General features: G+C 72.2%; 17 protein-coding genes. 4 read left to right on the forward strand and 13 right to left on the reverse strand.

Annotation, left to right across the window (positions count from 1 at the left end; translation table 11 throughout):
• Nucleotides 1-121: 121 nt before the first annotated feature.
• Nucleotides 122-1780: a protein kinase domain-containing protein gene (locus tag ACZ5K7_RS16565; RefSeq protein ID WP_468914125.1), complete on the forward strand. Its 1659-nt coding sequence runs from the start codon at nt 122-124 to the stop codon at nt 1778-1780.
• A gap of 134 nt (nt 1781-1914) precedes the next feature.
• On the opposite strand, the gene ACZ5K7_RS16570 is transcribed toward ACZ5K7_RS16565, so the two are convergent.
• The gene (locus ACZ5K7_RS16570; protein WP_351696009.1) at nt 1915-2457 is read right to left on the reverse strand and encodes a bacterial proteasome activator family protein; all 543 of its coding nucleotides are present in this window, start codon (nt 2455-2457) and stop codon (nt 1915-1917) included.
• 185 nt (nt 2458-2642) lie between these two features.
• On the opposite strand from ACZ5K7_RS16570, the gene ACZ5K7_RS16575 reads away from it, so the two are divergent.
• On the forward strand, nt 2643-3185 hold the full coding sequence (locus ACZ5K7_RS16575; RefSeq protein ID WP_468914128.1) for a hypothetical protein: 543 nt from the start codon (nt 2643-2645) through the stop codon (nt 3183-3185).
• 199 nt (nt 3186-3384) lie between these two features.
• On the opposite strand, the gene ACZ5K7_RS16580 is transcribed toward ACZ5K7_RS16575, so the two are convergent.
• The 7 genes from ACZ5K7_RS16580 to pdhA all read right to left on the reverse strand — a co-directional run bounded on the left by ACZ5K7_RS16580 (nt 3385) and on the right by pdhA (nt 11446).
• On the reverse strand, nt 3385-4365 hold the full coding sequence (locus ACZ5K7_RS16580) for an NAD(P)H-quinone oxidoreductase (protein ID WP_468914131.1): 981 nt from the start codon (nt 4363-4365) through the stop codon (nt 3385-3387).
• Nucleotides 4366-4432: 67 nt separating this feature from the next.
• Nucleotides 4433-5530 carry a potassium channel family protein gene (locus ACZ5K7_RS16585; protein WP_351696003.1) on the reverse strand — a complete coding sequence of 366 codons (1098 nt, stop codon included), beginning with the start codon at nt 5528-5530 and terminating at the stop codon, nt 4433-4435.
• Nucleotides 5527-6930, reverse strand: a complete 1404-nt coding sequence (locus tag ACZ5K7_RS16590) for a molybdopterin molybdotransferase MoeA (protein ID WP_450971847.1) — start codon at nt 6928-6930, stop codon at nt 5527-5529. The genes ACZ5K7_RS16585 and ACZ5K7_RS16590 overlap by 4 nt, the downstream gene beginning before the upstream one ends.
• On the reverse strand, nt 6927-7826 hold the full coding sequence (locus tag ACZ5K7_RS16595) for an NTP transferase domain-containing protein (RefSeq protein WP_468914135.1): 900 nt from the start codon (nt 7824-7826) through the stop codon (nt 6927-6929). Before ACZ5K7_RS16595 ends, ACZ5K7_RS16590 begins: the two co-directional genes overlap by 4 nt.
• Nucleotides 7827-7971: 145 nt before the next feature.
• Nucleotides 7972-9300, reverse strand: a complete 1329-nt coding sequence (locus ACZ5K7_RS16600) for a dihydrolipoamide acetyltransferase family protein (protein WP_468914138.1) — start codon at nt 9298-9300, stop codon at nt 7972-7974.
• Nucleotides 9300-10304: an alpha-ketoacid dehydrogenase subunit beta gene (locus ACZ5K7_RS16605; RefSeq protein ID WP_468914141.1), complete on the reverse strand. Its 1005-nt coding sequence runs from the start codon at nt 10302-10304 to the stop codon at nt 9300-9302. Before ACZ5K7_RS16605 ends, ACZ5K7_RS16600 begins: the two co-directional genes overlap by 1 nt.
• Entirely contained in the window at nt 10304-11446 is a 1143-nt protein-coding gene (gene pdhA / locus ACZ5K7_RS16610; protein ID WP_351695993.1) for a pyruvate dehydrogenase (acetyl-transferring) E1 component subunit alpha, read from the reverse strand. Before pdhA ends, ACZ5K7_RS16605 begins: the two co-directional genes overlap by 1 nt.
• A 175-nt stretch (nt 11447-11621) precedes the next feature.
• Between pdhA and ACZ5K7_RS16615 the strand changes: the two genes are divergently transcribed.
• On the forward strand, nt 11622-12122 hold the full coding sequence (locus ACZ5K7_RS16615; RefSeq protein WP_450971846.1) for an Lrp/AsnC family transcriptional regulator: 501 nt from the start codon (nt 11622-11624) through the stop codon (nt 12120-12122).
• Nucleotides 12123-12138: 16 nt separating this feature from the next.
• Here the strand turns inward: ACZ5K7_RS16615 and ACZ5K7_RS16620 are convergent, their stop codons facing one another.
• The gene (locus ACZ5K7_RS16620) at nt 12139-12726 is read right to left on the reverse strand and encodes a TetR/AcrR family transcriptional regulator (protein ID WP_450971845.1); all 588 of its coding nucleotides are present in this window, start codon (nt 12724-12726) and stop codon (nt 12139-12141) included.
• Nucleotides 12723-14237, reverse strand: coding sequence for a 3-hydroxyacyl-CoA dehydrogenase (locus tag ACZ5K7_RS16625; protein WP_351695989.1), 1515 nt, complete (start codon nt 14235-14237; stop codon nt 12723-12725). The genes ACZ5K7_RS16620 and ACZ5K7_RS16625 overlap by 4 nt, the downstream gene beginning before the upstream one ends.
• Nucleotides 14238-14385: 148 nt before the next feature.
• Here ACZ5K7_RS16625 and paaN point away from each other — a divergent pair, with 148 nt between their 5' ends.
• Entirely contained in the window at nt 14386-16077 is a 1692-nt protein-coding gene (gene paaN, locus ACZ5K7_RS16630) for a phenylacetic acid degradation protein PaaN (RefSeq protein WP_468914146.1), read from the forward strand.
• 254 nt (nt 16078-16331) lie between these two features.
• On the opposite strand, the gene ACZ5K7_RS16635 is transcribed toward paaN, so the two are convergent.
• From ACZ5K7_RS16635 to ACZ5K7_RS16645, 3 genes are read right to left on the reverse strand one after another with little or no spacing between them, the layout of a single operon-like run.
• Nucleotides 16332-17066: a TrmH family RNA methyltransferase gene (locus ACZ5K7_RS16635; RefSeq protein WP_468914149.1), complete on the reverse strand. Its 735-nt coding sequence runs from the start codon at nt 17064-17066 to the stop codon at nt 16332-16334.
• The gene (locus ACZ5K7_RS16640; RefSeq protein WP_468914150.1) at nt 17063-18262 is read right to left on the reverse strand and encodes an HTTM domain-containing protein; all 1200 of its coding nucleotides are present in this window, start codon (nt 18260-18262) and stop codon (nt 17063-17065) included. The genes ACZ5K7_RS16635 and ACZ5K7_RS16640 overlap by 4 nt, the downstream gene beginning before the upstream one ends.
• Nucleotides 18259-19044: a DUF5819 family protein gene (locus ACZ5K7_RS16645; protein ID WP_468914153.1), complete on the reverse strand. Its 786-nt coding sequence runs from the start codon at nt 19042-19044 to the stop codon at nt 18259-18261. Before ACZ5K7_RS16645 ends, ACZ5K7_RS16640 begins: the two co-directional genes overlap by 4 nt.
• Between the last annotated feature and the right edge of the window lie 87 nt (nt 19045-19131).

Here is a 19131-nt window from a genome sequence, read left to right on the forward strand (position 1 = left end):
TTCGCGTACGGTCACGGAACGGGCACCGCGCTTGACGTGTCGGTGCCCTCCGGCAGACTTGGCCGGGAATGAGACATTCGATCAACAAGGGTGCCTGAGCGCCCGACGGGGGACGGGGAAAATGAGCCAGGACGGCGCACACGGCCGTTACGTGGGGCGGGCTCTGGCGGGTGGCCGCTACCAACTGCGCGACCTGCTCGGCGCGGGCGGTATGGCCTCCGTGCACCTGGCGTACGACTCGGTCCTGGACCGGCAGGTCGCGATCAAGACCCTGCACACCGAACTCGGCCGGGAACAGGCCTTCCGCGAGCGCTTCCGCCGCGAGGCCCAGGCAGTGGCCAAGCTCACGCACACCAACATCGTCTCCGTCTTCGACACCGGGGAAGAAGACCTCGACGGCTCGACCATGCCGTACATCGTCATGGAGTACGTCGAGGGCCGTCCGCTCGGCTCGGTGCTCGACGAGGACGTGACGCGGTACGGCGCGATGCCCGCCGACAAGGCGCTGAAGATCACCGCCGATGTGCTGGCCGCGCTGGAGATCAGCCACGAGATGGGGCTGGTGCACCGCGACATCAAGCCCGGCAACGTGATGGTGACCAAGCGCGGGGTCGTCAAGGTGATGGACTTCGGCATCGCCCGTGCCATGCAGTCCGGGGTCACCTCGATGACCCAGACCGGCATGGTCGTCGGCACCCCGCAGTACCTCTCCCCGGAGCAGGCCCTCGGCCGGGGCGTGGACGCCCGTTCCGACCTCTATTCGGTCGGCATCATGCTGTTCCAGCTGGTCACCGGCCGGCTGCCGTTCGACGCGGACTCGCCGCTGGCGATCGCCTACGCGCATGTCCAGGAGGAGCCGGTCGCTCCCTCCTCGGTCAACCGTGCCCTTCCCCCGGCCGTGGACGCGCTGGTCGCCCGCGCCCTGAAGAAGAACCCGAACGAGCGCTTCCCGACCGCCGAGTCCATGCGCGACGAGTGCCTGCGGGTGGCCGCCTCGCTCCAGCCGGCCGCGCCCAGCATCGTCCCGGGCATCCCGCCGACGCAGAGCGGTTCCGGGGTCGGCTCCGCGGTGTTCCCGCCGGTCGACCAGGCGGCGTCTGCGCCGCCCGGGCCGGTGCAGACGCCGTACCAGCCGACGCCGAACCCGCATCCGAACCCGTACGGCACCCCGGTCCCGGGTCCGGCTCCCGCTCCCGCGTATGGCTATCCGCAACAGGCGGGTTACCAGACGCCGGCCGGGTACGCGCAGCCGGCGCCGTCGACCCCGCCGCCGTACACCATCAGCCCCCAGTCGCCGTCCTCCGGTGGTGGGGGAAGGGGCAACCGGCCGGTGGTCATCGGGTCGATCGCGGTCTCGCTGGTCGCGGTGATCGGTCTGGTCGTCGCGCTGGCGCTGAACAACGGCGGCGGTGCGGACGACAACGGCGGAAGCGGCGGCAACGGCGGAAGCACCGCGAGCGCCGGGGCCTCGCACGCGTCGGGCTACCGCGGGCCGGACACCGCGAAGACCATCGAGAAGACCGAGTGCACCGAGCCGCAGGAGTCGTACGACGACGCCGACAAGATCCAGGTCCCGGACTTCAAGTTCAAGTACGTCAAGTCGGTCAAGGAGTGCTTCCAGGCCGCCGGCTGGCGGATGAAGATCACCTCCATGGACGAGAACACGTACGGCGACGGCACGGTCATGGAGCAGTTCCCGTCCTCCGGCACGGATGTCGACCCCCAGGACATGCCGACCATCGAGCTCAAGGTGTCGACGGGCAACCCGGCCACCGGCTGAGGCGCGGCACAGCGGTCGCAGCAGTAGTCGCAGAAGTGGTCGCAGTAGTGGTCGCGGTAGTAAGAAGGGCCCGGCGGTGTACGCCGGGCCCTTCGCCGTCTCGGGAGTCCTGCTCAGGAGTCCTGTTCGGAGTCCTAGAGGTACGGTCCGCCGGAACGGCCGGCCGCCGGTCCGTGTTCCTCGCCCTCGTGGCCGACGCCCGGCGGCAGCGCGCGCCGCATCTGCTCCAGCTGGGCGCGGGCGGCCATCTGCTGGGCGAACAGGGTGGTCTGGATCCCGTGGAAAAGCCCCTCCAGCCAGCCGACCAACTGGGCCTGCGCGATCCGCAGTTCCGCGTCGGTCGGGGTCACGTCGTCGGTGAAGGGCAGGGAGAGCCGCTCCAGCTCCTCCACCAGCTCCGGCGCCAGACCGTCCTCCAGCTCCTTCACGGAACTGGCGTGGATCTCCTTGAGCCGGACCCGGCTGGCCTCGTCGAGGGGAGCCGCCCGCACCTCCTCCAGGAGCTGCTTGATCATGCTGCCGATCCGCATGACCTTGGCGGGCTGTTCCACCATCTCCGTCACCGGGATCTCGCGGGAGTCCTCGTCCCCGTTGCCGCCCCCGAGTGCCATCCCGTCCTGGCCCACGACCAGGATCTGCGGATTCTCCGGCGACCGTTCGTTCCTCGGCATCTCCATGCCGCCATTGTCTCGCACCCGTACACCTCATCACCGTGGTGCCCCCGGTTGAGACTGATCCAGCTTTCCGAGCCGCGCCAGGACGGGCGTAGACCCATCGGCCGAATCAGAAATGCCGGTCCTGTCGGTGAATGTGAGTCTGGTGTTCGTCGGCTCTGACGACTGTGCTCCAGGAGGTCACCGACGTGACTCCAAGGCCGCGATCCACCCTCGGCGGCGTGCGGCTCGCGCTCGTCCGCCTGCTGCTCGTCCTCGCGACGGTCCTGCTGCCGTACGGCACTGCCGTCGCGTACGACCCCGAGCCCGTGGTCGCCCATGACCCCGAGTCCGTGCCCTCGGACTCCGCCGACGCCTCGGCCTCCCCCGAGCCGTCCAGGGCCGGAACCCTGGCCGGCGAGGGCCGGATGCGGCCGGGACGGCCCCAGGGCCCGGCGGCGGCCGTCCAGGGACAGGACGAAGACGGCTCGGGGGAGGACGAGGACGAGCCCGGCGAAGGGACCGGCGAGGAGACCGGCGGCGCGAGCCCGGCCGCCACCTCGGCACAGCCGCCCCGGGAGGCCGGACTGGTGCCCACCCCGTCCCCGCACCCCACGCACCAGGCCGTGGCCCACAGCGAGGAGGACTCCTCCGAGCCTGTGCTGCACATCCTGCCGCTGGGCAGCGGCCTGGTCCTGATCGGCCTCGGGCTCGGCCTCGCCTTCGTCGCCCTGCGGGTGCGACGGAGCTAGGGCCTGTCTGACAATTCCCGTCTGCCTCACGACGCCATGCACGCACTCTCGCCGCACCGGGCGCAGACCCAAGTACGTCCAGTACGAGGGCCTACGCCCGGCGCGCCGAGAGCACGCACCTGACGCCGCGAGGCCGCCCTCCGGGCGACGACGGGAATTGTCAGACAGGCCCTAGGCACGAAGCCCAAGGGGCGCCGGTCTAAGGGGCCACGAGAAGAACCTTGCCGATGTGCGCGCTGGCCTCCACCAGCCGCTGGGCCTCGGCCGCCTCTGCCATCGGCAGCTCGCGGTCGACGACCGGCCGGACATGGCCGCCCGCGATCAACGGCCACACATGCTCCCGCACGGCCGCGACGATGGCCGCCTTCTCGGCGAGCGGGCGGGCGCGCAGCGAGGTCGCGCTGATCGCGGCCCGCTTGCCGAGCAGCGCGCCGATGTTCAGCTCGCCCTTCACCCCGCCCTGCATGCCGATGATCGCGAGCCGTCCGTTGACCGCGAGGGCCCGCACGTTCCGGTCCAGGTAACTGGCGCCCATGTTGTCGAGGATGACGTCGGCCCCGGCGCCGTCGGTGGCCTGCCGCACCTCGGCGACGAAGTCCTGGTCGCGGTAGTTGACGAGGATGTCCGCGCCCAGCTCGGCGCAGAAGTCCAGCTTCTCCTTGGTGCCCGCGGTGACCGCGACCTTGGCGCCGACCGACTTGCCCAGCTGGATCGCCATGGTGCCGATGCCGCTGGTGCCACCGTGCACGAGCAGCGTCTCGCCGGGGTGCAGGTGGGAGATCATGAAGACGTTCGACCAGACCGTGCAGGCCACCTCGGGCAGCGCGGCCGCCTGCTTGAGGTCCACGCCCTCGGGCACCGGCAGCAGCTGCCCGGCCGGGACGGCGACCTTCTGCGCATAGCCGCCGCCCGCGAGCAGTGCGCACACCTCGTCGCCGACCGACCAGCCGGAGACACCGGGGCCGAGCTCGACGATCCGGCCGGAGCACTCCAGACCGGGATAGGCGGAGGCGCCCGGCGGCGGGTTGTATTGGCCCTGCCGTTGCAGGATGTCGGCACGGTTGACGGCGCTGGCCACCACCTCGACCAGCACTTCGCCCTCCCCGGCCACGGGATCGGGGACCTCGTCCCACACCAGCGCCTCGGGCCCACCAGGTTCGGGAATCGTGATCGCATACATACGGCCGACGCTACCCCCCGACCGGCCGCGCTCCCGGTCAGGCCCGGGCAGCGGCCGTATGTCGCGGTCAGGCCCGGGGCAGCGGCCGTATGTCCGGGGCGATCTGGGTGCCCGGGGAGGCCCGCACGATCGTGATCAGCCGGTCCGTCAGCTGGATGGTGCCGACGGCCGGGTCGTCGTAGCCGAGCACCCGGTGTCCGCGCAGGATGCTCACCACCAGGTCGGCCGTCTCGCGCGGGGTCTTGCCGACCTCGGCCTTGACCGCCGGGCGCTCCACCAGGTCCAGGCCGGTGCCCTGCTGGATCAGGTCCTCCATGACCATGCCGGCGGCCGGACTGAGCACGGACAGGCCCAGCAGCCGCCCGGCGGCGCTGGCGCTGGTGATGACGGCGTCGGCGCCGGACTGCTTGAGCAGCGGCGCGTTCTCCTCCTCACGGACCGCGGCCACGATCTTCGAGCCCTTGTTGAGCTGCCGGGCGGTCAGGGTCACCAGCACGGCCGTGTCGTCCCGCTGGGTCGCGATGATGATCTGCCGGGCCCGCTGTACCTCGGCCCGCTTGAGCACCTCACTGCGTGTCGCGTCCCCGACCACCCCGGCGTAGCCCTCGGCGGTGGCCGCCTCGATCGCCTTGGCGCTGGGGTCGACCACGACCACCTGCTCCTTCTTCAGCCCGGTCGCACAGACGGTCTGGATCGCCGACCGCCCCTTCGTCCCGAAGCCGACGACGACGGTGTGATCCCGCAAGGCGGACCTCCAGCGGTTCTGGCGCCATTCCTCCCGGGTGCGTTCGGTGAGGACTTCCAGCGTGGTGCCGACCAGGATGATCAGGAACAGCACGCGCAGAGGCGTGATGACGAAGATGTTGGTGAGCCGGGCGGCGTCACTGACCGGGGTGATGTCGCCGTATCCGGTGGTGGAGAGGGTGACGGTCGCGTAGTAGAAGGCGTCGAGGAGGTCGACGCTGCCGTCCGAGGTGTCGTTGTAGCCCTCGCGGTCGGCGTAGACGATGAACGCGGTGGCGACCAGCAGGAGCAGGGCCAGTGACAGCCGTTTGCTGACCTGGCGGATCGGGCGCTCCACCACTTTCGTCGGAAGTTTCACCCGTTGGGTCACCAGATGTTCGTCCGCCTGGCGGGCGATGGCGTCATGGCCCGGAAGTTTCACGTGAAACACACCTCGATCCCCGCGGCCGCCCACGGCAGGTCCAGGAGCTCCGTCTCCTCACCCCGCTGCGCCCCGCCCGGCGGTACGACCGCGAGCGCGTCGGCGGCGGCGATGCCGCGGAGCATCGCCGGGCCGTTGTAGTGCAGCGGGACGGCCGCGTCACCCCGCAGGACGACCGGGATGAGCCGGGTGTCGTACGGGTGTCCGTGCGCCGCTTCCGCCAGGGGCAGCGCGTACGGCTCGGGGGCCGGGTGGGCGGCGAGGGTGCGCAGCAGGGGTTCGGCGAGGGTGAGCAGGCCGGAGACGGCGGCGAGGGGATTGCCGGGGAGACCCACGAGGTGCTGGTTCTGCTGGGTGCGGGCCAGCAGCATGGGGTGGCCGGGGCGGACCTTGACGCCGTCGACGAGGAGGTCGGCGCCGATGCGTTCCAAGGTGGAGTGGACATGGTCGACCGGGCCGGAGGCGGTGCCACCCGTGGTGATGACGAGGTCGGCGCCGGAGGAGGTGATCGCCTTGTACAGGGCCTTGGCGTCGTCGCCGAGCCTGCGTACGGCGGTCACCTCGGCACCGAGCGCGCGCAGCCAGGGCGGCAGCATCGGGCCGAGCGCGTCCCGGATGCGTCCTTCGCTCGGGAGCCCCTCGGTGAGCAACTCGTCGCCCAGGATCAGGACTTCGGCCCGGGGACGGGGGACGACCGTGACGGTGTCGTACCCGGCGGCCGCGGCGAGGCCGAGGACGGCCGGGGTGACGAGGGTGCCGACGGACAGCAACTGGTCGCCGCTGCGGCACTCCTGGCCGCGCGGGCGGATGTCCTGGCCGTGCACGACCTCACGGGTGGGGTGCAGCCTGCTCTGGCTGTCGATACGGCCGTGTTCGCTGCGCAGCACCGCGGTGGTGTCCGCCGGGATCCGGGCGCCGGTGGCGATCCGTACCGCTTCGCCGTCGGTGAGCGGCTCGGGCTGCGCGTGACCGGCCAGCACGCCCTCCTCGCGCACGTCCCAGGGACCGGGGCCCGCCACCGCCCAGCCGTCCATCGCGGAGGTGTCGAAGGAGGGCAGGTCGGTCAGTGCGTCCAATGGGCTGGCCAGGGCCAGCCCGAGGGCGTCGGCCAGCGACACGGAGACGGGGGCCCGGCGGGCGCCGGAGCGGGCGGCACGGGCGGCGATCTCGCGGGCCTGGGGCCAGGGGGTGGCGCGGTGCTGGTGCGCCGAACGAGCACCGTGGGCGTGCTCGCCCGGGGCAGCGGCCGGGGGCGTCTGGCCGCCGGTGGCGCCCCCTGCGAACTCCCGGGGCTCACGGGACTCCCTGGGCTCTCTCACGAGGGCGAGTGCCTCCTCGACGTCGAGATCGTCGTCGGTGTCCCCGGCGGACGCGCCGACCCGGGTGCCGGGGGCGGTCACCGGCCGGGCCCGGGGGCGGGCTTCCCGGAAGCCGGCTGCTCGGCAGCGTTCGCCTCTTCCTCCCAGCGCAGGGCCAGCGCGGCGGCCTTGCGGGCCGCCTCGGCGACCGCCTCGGGGCCGCCGTTGCCCTGTGCGGCCGCGTAGCCGACGAGGAACGTGGTCAGCGGGGCGGCCGGGCGGGCGACGCCGTGCGCGGCGTCCCTGGCCAGGTCGAGCAGGACGCCGGTGTCGACGTCCAGGTCGATGCCCAGTTCGTCCTTGACTGCGGAGATCCATTCATCCAACACGTGCCCATGCTCCCTGATGCGTGCCCTGGCGTCGGCGATGTCGTCCCAGGTGTCGCAGTCGAAGGACGCGAGGGGGTCCGGGACGCGGGTGAGGTCGAGTGCGGCGGTCAGGCGCCGCAGGGGGAGTCCGGTGAGGCCGGGGCCGTCGCCCTCTTCGACGAGGGCGGACAGCGCGCGGCGCAGCGGAGCGGTGCGGTAGGCCGCCACCAGGGGCTGGTCCCGGTCGTCGGCGTCGGTGAGCAGGGCGGCGTCGGCGCCGCTGGTGTGCAGGGCCGCCAACAGCCGCTCCACGGTCGCCTCTTCGAGGAACGGGAGGTCCGCGGAGAGTACGACCACGCGGTCGGCGGTGGTGTGGCGCAGGCCGGCCTCGAGGGCGGCGACCGGGCCGCCGCCCGGGGGGTCCTCGCGGGCCCAGCGGACCGGGCGGGAAGTGGGGCGGGGGGCCGCCACGACGACGGTGTTCCGGGCGCCGGCACAGGCCGTGAGCACACGGTCGAGCAGGGGACGGCCGCCCACCCGGACGGAGGGTTTGTCGGCCCCGCCGAGGCGTCTCGCTGCGCCGCCGGCCAACACGATGGCGTCGTAGGCCGGCGGCTCGGTGTCGGTCACCTTTCGAGTATGGGGGGCTTTCTGATCACGGGGAACAGGCGGTCGTGCAGCGCCTCATGGGGAGGGGCCGCGGGTACGTGCGTGAGTGCGGCTGGTCTGTAGCTGGTCACGCAGTTCCCCGCGTCTCTGAAGGGGCGCGTTGCGGTCAGAGTGTCCTGAGCAGTACCGCCGGGTTTTCGACGCAGTCGGCCACGTAACGGAGGAACCCTCCCGCCGTGCCGCCGTCGCAGACCCGGTGGTCGAAGGTCAGCGACAGCTGGACGACCTGCCGGACCGCCAGCTCGCCCTCGTGCACCCACGGCTTCGGGACGATACGGCCCACGCCCAGCATCGCCGCCTCGGGGTGGTTGATGATCGGCGTGGAGCCGTCGACGCCGAAGACGCCGTAGTTGTTCAACGTGAAGGTGCCGCCGGTGAGTTCGCCCGGGGTGAGCCTTCCGGCGTGAGCCGCCTCGGTCAGCCGGGCGAACTCCGCCGTCAGGGCCTCGGCGTCGCGGGTATGGGCGTCCCGGACGACAGGGACCACCAGGCCCCGGTCGGTCTGGGCGGCGAAGCCCAGATGGACGTGGTCGAGTTGGACGATCTCGCGGGCCTCGACGTCGACATAGGAGTTCAGCTCGGGATAGCGGGCCAGGGCGGCCGTGCTGATCCGGGCGAGGAGCGCGAGCAGGGAGATCTTCGGGCCCGCCGCCGCGTTCATCGCGGTCCGCGCGCGCATCAGCTCGGTCGCGTCCGCGTCCACCCAGCAGGTCGCGTCCGGGATCTCCCGGCGGCTGCGGGACAGCTTGTCGGCGACCGCTCCCCTGATGCCCTTGAGGGGCGTGCGGGTGCCGGTCCGGGCGTCCGCCGGGCCGGCCGAGGAATTCAGCGGACCGGGCGGGGTCTTGGTGGCGGCACGGGCCGCGCTGACCCGCAGGGCGTCCTCGACGTCGGCGCGCAGGATCAGACCGTCGGGACCCGAGCCGGACAGCGCGCGCAGGTCCAGGCCGTTGTCCCGGGCGAGCCGGCGGACCAGCGGGGAGATCACCGGGACCGGGCCCTCGGGGAGCGGGGACGGTGCGGGCACGCGCGCGTGGACCGCCGTTTCGACGGCGGCCGCCCGGCCGGCCGTGCCGTTGGCCTGCTCCGGTGCGGTGGGCCGGGCCCGGCGGCGGCGCGCCGGGGGTGCCCCGGTGCCGTAGCCCACCAGGACGTTGCCGGAGCCCTCCGATTCGGGGACCGGGGTGGCCTCGCCGACGGCGACCGTCAGCAGCGGGGCACCGACGGGCAGTTCGGCGCCCTCCTCACCGAAGCGGGCGGTGACCACACCGCCATAGGGGCAGGGGACCTCGACCATCGCCTTGGCCGTCTCGACCTCGACGACCGGCTGGTCGATCGCGACGACCTCGCCGACCTGGACCAGCCAGGTGACGATCACCGCCTCGGTCAGTCCCTCCCCGAGGTCGGGCAGTTTGAACTCCAGCACCTGTGCCATCAGCCCTCGGCCTCCCACTGCAGGCGCGCCACCGCGTCCAGGATGCGGTCGACGCCGGGCAGGTGGTGGCGCTCCAGCATCGGCGGCGGGTAGGGGATGTCGAACCCGGCCACGCGCAGCACCGGCGCCTCCAGGTGGTGGAAGCAGCGCTCCGTGATCCGGGCCGCGATCTCCCCTCCCGGTCCGCCGAACCCGCCCGACTCGTGTACGACGACCGCGCGCCCGGTGCGCCGTACCGAGGCGCAGACCGTCTCGTCGTCGAACGGCACCAGGGAGCGCAGGTCGACGACTTCGAGGTCCCAGCCCTCCGCCTGGGCGGCCTCGGCGGCTTCGAGGCAGACCGCTACGGACGGGCCGTACGTGATGAGCGTGGCACTGCGCCCTGTGCGGCGCACCACCGCGCGGCCGATGGGTTCAACGTCCGTCGGCTGCTCGGGGTTCCAGGCGTCCTTGGACCAGTACAGGCGCTTGGGTTCGAGGAAGACGACCGGGTCGTCGGAGGCGATGGCGGCACGCAGCAGGCCGTAGGCGTCGGCGACCGTGGCCGGGGTGACGACATGCAGGCCGGGGGTGGCCATGTAGTAGGCCTCGGAGGAGTCGCTGTGGTGCTCGACGCCGCCGATGCCGCCGCCGTAGGGGATGCGGACGGTGATCGGGAGGGGCATCCGGCCGCGGGTGCGGTTGCGCATCCGGGAGACGTGGCTGATCAGCTGCTCGAACCCGGGGTAGGCGAAGGCGTCGAACTGCATCTCCACGACCGGGCGCAGTCCGTACATGGCCATGCCGACGGCGGTGCCGAGGATGCCGGCCTCGGCGAGCGGGGTGTCGGTGCAGCGGTCCTCGCCGAACTCCTTGGCGAGGCCGTCGGTGACCCGGAAGACCCCGCCCAGCGTGCCGACGTCCTCGCCCATGACGTGCACGGCGGGATCGGCGGCCATCGCGTCGCGCAGCGCGCGGTTGAGGGCCTGTGCCATGGTGGCGGGCTTGACGGCGACGGTCGTCATCAGTGGCCGCCTTCCTGGTCGGTCTGCTCGGCCTCCAGCTCGGCCCGCAGCATGGCGCGCTGCTCGCGCAGCTGGGTGGTGGTCTCGGCGTACACCTGGTCGAAGAGGGCCATGGGGTCGAGCTCCGGGTCGCGGTTCATGCGCTCGCGCAGGTCGGCGGCCATGGTCTCGGCGCCTTCGCGCGCCTGCCGTGCGAAGTCCTCGTCGAGCAGTCCTCGGTCGGTCAGCTCGCGCTCCAGCAGCAGGATCGGGTCGTGGTCGCGCCAGGCGTCCACCTCGGTGTCGCCGCGGTAGCGGGTGGCGTCGTCGGCGTTGGTGTGGGCGTCGATGCGGTAGGTGACCGCCTCGACCAGGGTGGGGCCGCCTCCTTCGCGCGCGTGCCGCACGGCATCGGAGAGGACCTGGTGCACGGCGGCCGCGTCGTTGCCGTCGACCAGGCGGCCCGGCATGCCGTATCCGACGGCCTTGTGGGCCAGGGAGGGGGCGGCGGTCTGCTTGTCGAGCGGGACGGAGATGGCGAAGCCGTTGTTCTGGACCAGGAAGACGACCGGGGCCTGCCAGACGGCGGCGAAGTTCAGCGCCTCGTGGAAGTCGCCCTCGCTGGTGCCGCCGTCGCCGACCATGGCGAGCGCGACCACGTCGTCGCCCTTGAGGCGGGCCGCATGGGCGAGGCCGACGGCGTGCGGGAGCTGGGTGGCGAGCGGGGTGGAGAGGGGGGCGACGCGGTGGGCGTAGGGGTCGTAGCCGGTGTGCCAGTCGCCGCGCAGCAGGGTGAGCGCCTCCACGGGGTCCACGCCCCGGGCCACGACCGCGAGGGTGTCGCGGTAGCTGGGGAAGAGCCAGTCGCGCTCTTCCAGGGCCAGCGCGGCGGCGACCTCGCAGGCCTCCTGGCCGGTGCTGGACGGGTAGACGGCGAGGCGGCCCTGTTTGGTGAGGGCGGTGGCCTGGGTGTTGTACCGGCGGCCGTGCACCAGTCGGGTGTAGAGCCGGCGCAGCAGCTCCGGGTCGACTTTGGCGGCCGCCTCGGTACCGAGGACGCGGTAGGGCCGCTCGTCGGGCAGCAGGGGCGCGGGGTCCGTCCGGGGTTGCCAGGCGGGCGGCGGCGACGGGCGATACGCGCCTCGCTGCTCCAGGACCGTCATGACGGCACCTCCTCGTGGGGGTGGCTACGGGAGACGGGTCGGCTGTGAGCCGTCTCACCTACCGATTGTTCGGTCGTCAGCACATTTTGGCTACAGGCGGCTCCAGGCTGTGGACAAACGGTTCTCCACAGCCTGGAATGAACGCATTACGTCCATGGTAGGAAGGCGGGGGGACATGCCACCTGAACAAATGGCCGAGGGCCCGCAGGACCGCGCCGCGCTGCCGCCCGCGCGCCCGCTGGACGCCATTGATCAGGACATCCTGCAGATCCTCCAGGCGAACGGCCGGGCCTCGATACGGTCGGTCGCCGAACGTGTCCATGTCTCGCGCGCCAACGCCTACGCGCGTATCAACCGTCTGATCGAGGACGGGGTGATACGCGGTTTCGGCGCCCGGGTGGACCATGAGCGGGCCGGGCACGGCACCTCCGCCTACATCACGCTGAAGATCGTCCAGAACAGCTGGCGCACGGTGCGCGAGGAGTTGCGGCAGCTGCCCGGCGCCGACCACATCGCCCTGGTGGGCGGCGACTTCGACGTCCTGCTCCTGGTGCACACGCCCGACAACAGGGCGCTGCGCGAGCTGGTGCTGACCCGGCTCCAGGCGATCCCGGAGGTGCTCAGCACCCGCACCCTGCTGGTGTTCGAGGAGGAGGACCTGGGACCGGGCGGCTGACGCCGGACGGCCGGGGTCAGGCCGCGCGGAGCCCCGAGAACACCAGGCGCACCACCGCGTCGGAGACCTCGCGCTCGGTCCCGCCGCGCCCGTCCGGGCGGTACCACTCCACGATCGAGTTGACCATGCCGAAGACCAGCCGGGTCGCGAGGCGCACCTCGATGTCACCGCGGACGTCCCCGTCGGCGGCGGCCGCCTTCAGCAGCTCGGCCACCCGGTGGTCGAAGTCCCGGCGCCGCTCCAGCGCCCACCGCTCGGTGTCGGTGTTGCCCCGCACCCGCAGCAGCAGCGTAACGTACGGCAGTTCGGCGATCAGCACCTCGACCATGCGGCGCACGACGTGCTCCAGGCGGTCGGCGGCACGCCCCACGCGCGCGTCCTCCTCGTCGAGGATCCCGAACAGGCCGTCCAGGGCGCGGCTGACGGCCCGGCGCAGCAGTTCCTCCTTGCCGGAGACATGGTGGTAGATCGACGACTTGGAGATGCCGGCCGCCTTGGAGAGGTGCTCCATGGAGGTGCCGTCGTAGCCGCGTTCGTTGAAGACCTGGACGGCCACCGAAAGCAGGGTCTCGGGGGTGTAGGTGTCGCGCTTGGCGGTGGTCATGAGGCGCCCTCCCGCTTCTCGGTGGCGTACGCGTGGCGGTAGAGCGCGAGGGAGGGCGCGTAGCGGCCGCTCGGGTCGCGCAGATGGAGGTCGTCGAGGAGGTCGTAGGCGAAGTCGCGGCCGAGGCGGCGGCTCCACTCGAAGGGGCCGAGCGGGTAGTTGACGCCCAGGCGCATCGCGGTGTCGATGTCCTCCTCGGTGGCGACGCCCTTGGCGACGGCGTCGTGCGCGAGGTCGACGATCCGGGCGACCGTACGGGCGACGATCATCCCGGGGACGTCACCGATGACGCTGACCTGCTTGCCGAGCGCCTGGAAGAGACCGATGGCCTCGCCGAGCGTCTGGTGCAGGGTGTCGTGTCCGGCGGACAGGGCGATGCGGGTGGCGCGGCGGTAGTCGAGCGCCAGGTCGAAGTAGACGACGTCCCGGAACTCCACCGAGGTCTGGCCGTCGGCGAGGACCAGCTGGCCACCGCTGGGGAGTACCAGGCGGGTGCCGTGGTCCTCGTCCTCCTCGCGGACCTGGATGCCCGCCTCGCGGATCATCGCGAGCAGCTCGGCCGCCGGGCCCAGGTTGCCCTCGGCGACGACGTAGGCGGGCCGGTCGGCCGGCTCGGCGGTGTGCGGCTCGGGGCGCTCGGCGTCGTCCGCGTAGTCGTACCAGCCGTGCCCGGTCTTGCGGCCGAGGTGGCCGGACTCGACGAGCCGGCGCTGGGCCAGGGAGGGCGTGAAGCGGACGTCCTGGAAGAAGGCCCGCCACACGGAGTGCGTGACGGACTCGTTGACGTCCTGGCCGATCAGGTCGGTCAGTTCGAAGGCGCCCATCCGGAAGCCGCCGCTCTCGCGCAGCACCGCGTCGATGGTGGCCGGGTCGGCGGCCTGCGCCTCGTAGACCGCGAACGCCTCGGCGTAGAAGGGCCGCGCGATGCGGTTGACGATGAAGCCGGGGGTGTCCGCGCAGGCGACCGGTGTCTTGCCCCAGGCGCGGGCGGTCTCGTACGCGCGCGTGGCCGACGTGACGTCGGTGGCGAACCCGGAGACGACCTCGACCAGCGGCAGCAGCGGGGCCGGGTTGAAGAAGTGCAGGCCCACCAGGCGGGCGGCGCTGCGCAGGGAGCCGCCGATGGCGGTCACCGACAGGGAGGAGGTGTTGGTCGCCAGCAGACAGTCGTCGTCGACGATGTCCTCCAGGGCCCGGAACAGCTCCTGCTTGGCCTCCAGCCGCTCCTGGACGGCCTCCACGACCAGGGTGCAGTCCGCGAATTCGGTGAGCTCCTCGGCGGGCAGCAGCCGGGCGCGGGCCGCGTCCCGGTCGGCGGCCGTCATCCGGTCCTTCTCGACCAGCCGGTCGAGACGGGCGCCGATCGCCGCGGCAGCGTCCCCGGCCCGCCCGGGGACGGCGTCGTAGAGCCGTACGGGATGGCCCGCGACGAGTGCGACCTGGGCGATGCCCTGGCCCATGGTGCCGGCGCCGGCGACCCCCACGGGGCTGCTGAGGTCGAGTGCTGTCATGTGCGCGATCCTCCCGCACGGGGTTTTCCACAGATGCGGCAGGCCCCCTTGTCCCGACCGATCGTTCGGTTACTCTAGCTCTGTCCGGCCGTTTCCGCCCAGGTCATGAGCTCGAAGGGGAGCTCATCAGACGAGGAGTTGGTCCCGCATGACCGCCGAACTCACCGTGCACGAGCTGATCGCCAAGCACCGGCCCACGCTTGACCAGGCGCTGGAGGCGATCCGCACGCGCGCGTACTGGTCCCCCCACCCCGAGCACCCCAAGGCCTACGGCGAGCACGGCAGCCTGGACGCCGCGGCCGGCAAGGCCGCCTTCGACGCCCTCCTCGGCAGCCGTGTCGACCTCGGCCAGCCCGGCACCGACGACTGGCTGGGCGGCGAGGTCTCCCCGTACGGCATCGAACTGGGCGTGACCTACCCACACGCCGACGTCGACACACTGCTGCCCGCCATGAAGGCCGGCCAGCGCGCGTGGCGCGACGCGGGCGCGGAGGCGCGCGCGGTGGTGTGTCTGGAGATCCTCAAGCGGATCAGCGACCGGACGCACGAGTTCGCGCACGCGGTCATGCACACCAGCGGCCAGGCGTTCATGATGGCGTTCCAGGCGGGCGGCCCGCACGCCCAGGACCGCGGCCTGGAGGCGGTGGCGTACGCGTACGTGGAGCAGGTCCGCACCCCCGACACGGCCGAGTGGTCAAAGCCGCAGGGCAAGCGCGACCCGCTCGCGCTGACGAAGACGTTCAAGCCGGTCCCGCGCGGGATCGCCCTCGTCGTCGGCTGCAACACGTTCCCGACGTGGAACGGCTACCCCGGCCTGTTCGCCTCCCTGGCCACGGGCAACGCGGTACTGGTGAAACCGCACCCGCGCGCGGTGCTCCCGCTCGCCCTGACCGTGCAGGTCGCCCGGCAGGTGCTCGCCGAGTCCGGCTTCGACCCGAACCTGGTGGCACTGACCGCGGAACGCCCCGGCGAGGGCATCGCGAAGACGCTCGCCACCCGCCCGGAAATCAAGATCATCGACTACACGGGCTCGACCGCCTTCGGCGACTGGCTGGAGGCCAACGCCCGGCAGGCTCAGGTCTACACGGAGAAGGCCGGCGTCAACACGGTGCTGGTGGAGTCCACCGACAACTACAAGGGGATGCTCTCCAACCTGGCCTTCTCGCTCTCCCTCTACAGCGGCCAGATGTGCACGACCCCGCAGAACCTGCTGATCCCCCGCGACGGCATCCGCACCGACGAGGGCCCCAAGACGTACGACGAGGTGGTCGCCGACCTCGCCCGCGCGGTCGACGGTCTGCTCGGCGACGACGCCCGCGCGAACGCGCTGCTCGGCGCCATCGTCAACCCCGACGTCAAGGCCCGCCTGGAGGCCGCCGCCGGACTCGGCGAGGTCGCCCTGGCCTCCCGGGAGATCGCCAACCCGGAGTTCCCGGACGCGGTCGTCCGCACGCCGGTGATCGTGAAGCTGGACGGGGCCAAGCCTGACGACGAGGCCGCGTACATGAGCGAGTGCTTCGGGCCGGTGTCCTTCGCGGTCGCCGTCGACTCGGCCACCGACGCGGTGGAGCTGCTGCGGCGGACGGTCCGGGACAAGGGCGCGATGACGGTCGGCGCGTACACCGTCGACGCGGACGTGGAGGGCGCCGTGGAGGAGGTCTGCCTGGAGGAGGCGGCCCAGCTGTCGCTGAACCTGGTCGGCGGGGTGTACGTCAACCAGACGGCGGCGTTCTCCGACTTCCACGGCTCGGGCGGAAACCCGGCGGCGAACGCCGCGCTGTGCGACGGAGCGTTCGTGGCGAGCCGGTTCCGGGTGATCGAGGTGCGCAGGGAGGCGTAGGCGCGCGGGGCGCGCGACCGGCCGACGTCAGCGGCGGGCTCCGTTCCTGGCTGTCGCCGCCACCCTTTTGGCCGCCGCAACGGCGCTCCGCCACGACGGCGTTGATCGGCGGTGCCGAGCCGGGCGGTGCCGCCGTAGTGGCGGACGGTTGCGTGGCCGGTGCGGCGCCGTCGCGGCTGGTCGCGCCCACGCGGCGGCAGCCGCATCTCCAGAACAGCCCCGCGCCCCTGACGGGACGCCTCGGCCCAGCCCCCTTACGGGGCGCTCCAGTGGAACAGGGTCATGGCAACACTGGTGGCCAGGTTGTAGCTGCTCACCTGAGGGCGCATCGGCAGCCGTAGGAGATGGTCGGCACGCGCGCGCAGCTCCCCCGACAGCCCGGTCCGCTCCGAGCCGAAGGCGAGGATCGCGTCGTCGGGGAGTTTCACCGCCCTGATGTCCTCGCCCTCCGGGTCCAGGGCGTACAGCGGGCCCGACGGCAGTTCGGCCACCGTCAGCCGTTCCACCGCCGTGGCGAAGTGGAGGCCCGCGCCGCCCCGGACGACCGTCGGATGCCAGGGGTCGAGGGTTCCAGTGGTGATGACGCCCGTCGCTCCGAAGCCGGCCGCCAAGCGGATCACGGCTCCCGCGTTGCCCAGGTTGCGCGGCTCGTCAAGGACCACGACCGGGGCCGTGCGCGGGACGCGGGCCAGCTCACGCAGGTTGGCCTCGCGAGGCGGCCGTACGGCCAGGGCGGCCACCGCCGTGGGGTGCGGGCGGGAAACCAGAGACGCGTACGTCGGCGACGGCACCTCCGTCAGGAGCGCGGCCAGCGCCTCCCGTACGTCCGGCGCCAGCTCGTCCGCCAGGGCCAGCGCCGCCGCCCGGTCCGTGGTGACCGCCACCGGCACCTCCGCTCCGAAGCGCAGGGCGTGTTTGAGGGCGTGGAAGCCGTCGAGGAGGACGGCGGAGCCCGCCAGCCGCGCCCAGTGGTCCAGGGGGTCGGTCATGCCCCGAAGCCTACGCGGGGCTGCTCCTCCGTCTCCGGCGAGCGCGTGGGCGGCAGTGCGGGGGCGCTACGCCGCAGGACACGGTCACGCGTGCGTGACGCGCGGTCGCCGACCCCGAGCAGGAAGGCCGTCGGCAGGAAGACCGAGTCCGCCGCGATCATGGCGAGCGAGAAGAAGGGCAGGCCGAGAACGACCGCGATCACCGCGTGCTCGGCCATCATCGCGGCCAGCAGCACGTTCTTGACCCGGCGGTTGAACAGCGTGAACGGGAAGGCGACCTGGACGATGACCGTCCCGTAGGTCACCAGCATCACCAGCGTGCCGTTGGCGGACAGCAGGTCGGCCAGGGCCGGCCAGGGCGAGAAGTAGTCCAGGTGGAGCGGGTAGTAGATGGCGGTGCCGTCCTGCCAGCGGGAGCCCTGGATCTTGTACCAGCCGGCGGTGGCGTAGATCAGGCACGCCTCGGCCATGATCACGAACAGGGCGCCGTTGTGCAGGATGTTGGCGATGACGTCCAGCAGGATCCGCGGCTCGGACGTGCGCGCCCAGCGGCCCGCCGCCCACCACAGGGCGGCACCCGCCCAGGTCGCCCACATGACGGCCGGTACCAGCCAGCCGCCGCCGGTGCGGCCGGTGAGGGCCGCCAGGACCAGCAGCAGACCGGACACCGCCCACAGCGCCGGTCCGACCCGGTCGGTGACCTGCTGCCGCCCGGCACGCGCGCGTGCCGCCCGGCGCGCGTCCAGGGACCACACCTGGCCGCAGCGGGTGAACACCAGGTAGAAGGACATCAGGTGCAGCACGTTGTCGCCGCCGTCGCCCATGAAGACGCTGCGGTTCTGCAGGGACAGCACGCCGACCATGAACAGCAGGGACATGGTGCGGGTGCGCCAGCCCACCGCCAGCAGGGCGCTGGAGAGGACGGCCAGGAAGTAGAAGACCTCGAAGAAGGCCCGGCCGTCGGAGGCCAGCAGCGCCGTGAACGCGTGGTTGTCCGAGGTCAGCTGCTGGGCGAGGTCGAAGCTCCAGGGGCCGTCGGGGCCGTACATCTCCTGGCGGTGCGGGTACTCGCGCAGCAGGAACAGCAGCCAGGTGCCGGCGAAGCCGATGCGTACGACGGCCGTCTGGTACGGGCCGAGCGCAGACTCGGTGACCCGGGCGATGGCACGGGACAGGCACAGGGCGAGGCGGCTCATCGCACACCTCCGTCGGCCTCGTCCGCCGTGACCGTCCACCAGGGCAGTACCCGGTAGACGGGGGTGTCGGAGACCTTTTCTCCGCTCCAGTTGGGTGGGGGCACGTTGGTGGTGCTGGAGCGCACCTGGACGCGCTCGATGGTGCCCTTCTCGCTGGTCGCGTCCCCTTCGTACATGCGCATCACGACGATCCGGCGCAGATACTGCTCGGAGAGGGAGCCGCGCAGGCCGACGGGGCGGTTGTCGGTGCCGTGGGTGCTGGCGAAGAAGTCCCAGGCCCGGCGCAGCTCGTTCTGCACGGTGTGACTCGGCAGCAGGCTGCCGTCGATGGCCCTGCCGTCCTGCGCGGACAGGTCGTTCCAGCCGGTGGTGGTCGTGGTGCCGTCCCGCATCCGCACGTCGGCGCGCACCTGCACGGCGATGTTCTGCTGGAGCGGGTTCGGCGCGAACAGCTTCCAGTTCTGCTCGAACTCCGGGTACACCCACTCCTCGATCGCCTTGCCGTGCTGCTTCGTCACCGTGTTCGCCGGCGCGAGGCTCAGGAACACCATCCCGAGGTGCACACAGGCGGCGACCGCGACCAGGGCCAGCGCGAGGGCCGCGCCGACCTGGTAGCGAGGGGAGAGGGCGGCGACGCCGGTACGGGGGGCGGCGGGGGGCTGCCGGGTGCCGAGGGTCGGCTGCTCCGGACCGGACTCTGGGAAAGGTCCCGGATCAGGACGCGGCCCGCCCGGACCCTCCGGCCCCCGCCGGACGTCCGAGTCCCCGTCGTACGCGTCCATTACGCCCCGTTCCCCGATCCCGCCGTGTCGTCCCGTGTCGTCCGGAGGGCCCATCCTGGACCGGCCGGTGTGCCGCTGCCCGGCACT

Source organism: Streptomyces sp. NPDC031497 (assembly GCF_055580905.1).

What these genes read in the sequence shown, in the direction of transcription:
- ACZ5K7_RS16565 (WP_468914125.1), top strand. Translation starts at nt 122, where the DNA reads ATGAGCCAGGACGGCGCACACGGCCGTTACGTGGGGCGGGCTCTGGCG.
- ACZ5K7_RS16570 (WP_351696009.1), bottom strand. Translation starts at nt 2,457, where the DNA reads ATGGAGATGCCGAGGAACGAACGGTCGCCGGAGAATCCGCAGATCCTG.
- ACZ5K7_RS16580 (WP_468914131.1), bottom strand. Translation starts at nt 4,365, where the DNA reads ATGTATGCGATCACGATTCCCGAACCTGGTGGGCCCGAGGCGCTGGTG.
- ACZ5K7_RS16600 (WP_468914138.1), bottom strand. Translation starts at nt 9,300, where the DNA reads ATGGCACAGGTGCTGGAGTTCAAACTGCCCGACCTCGGGGAGGGACTG.
- ACZ5K7_RS16605 (WP_468914141.1), bottom strand. Translation starts at nt 10,304, where the DNA reads ATGACGACCGTCGCCGTCAAGCCCGCCACCATGGCACAGGCCCTCAAC.
- pdhA (WP_351695993.1), bottom strand. Translation starts at nt 11,446, where the DNA reads ATGACGGTCCTGGAGCAGCGAGGCGCGTATCGCCCGTCGCCGCCGCCC.
- ACZ5K7_RS16615 (WP_450971846.1), top strand. Translation starts at nt 11,622, where the DNA reads ATGCCACCTGAACAAATGGCCGAGGGCCCGCAGGACCGCGCCGCGCTG.
- ACZ5K7_RS16620 (WP_450971845.1), bottom strand. Translation starts at nt 12,726, where the DNA reads ATGACCACCGCCAAGCGCGACACCTACACCCCCGAGACCCTGCTTTCG.
- ACZ5K7_RS16625 (WP_351695989.1), bottom strand. Translation starts at nt 14,237, where the DNA reads ATGACAGCACTCGACCTCAGCAGCCCCGTGGGGGTCGCCGGCGCCGGC.
- paaN (WP_468914146.1), top strand. Translation starts at nt 14,386, where the DNA reads ATGACCGCCGAACTCACCGTGCACGAGCTGATCGCCAAGCACCGGCCC.
- ACZ5K7_RS16635 (WP_468914149.1), bottom strand. Translation starts at nt 17,066, where the DNA reads ATGACCGACCCCCTGGACCACTGGGCGCGGCTGGCGGGCTCCGCCGTC.
- ACZ5K7_RS16640 (WP_468914150.1), bottom strand. Translation starts at nt 18,262, where the DNA reads ATGAGCCGCCTCGCCCTGTGCCTGTCCCGTGCCATCGCCCGGGTCACC.
- ACZ5K7_RS16645 (WP_468914153.1), bottom strand. Translation starts at nt 19,044, where the DNA reads ATGGACGCGTACGACGGGGACTCGGACGTCCGGCGGGGGCCGGAGGGT.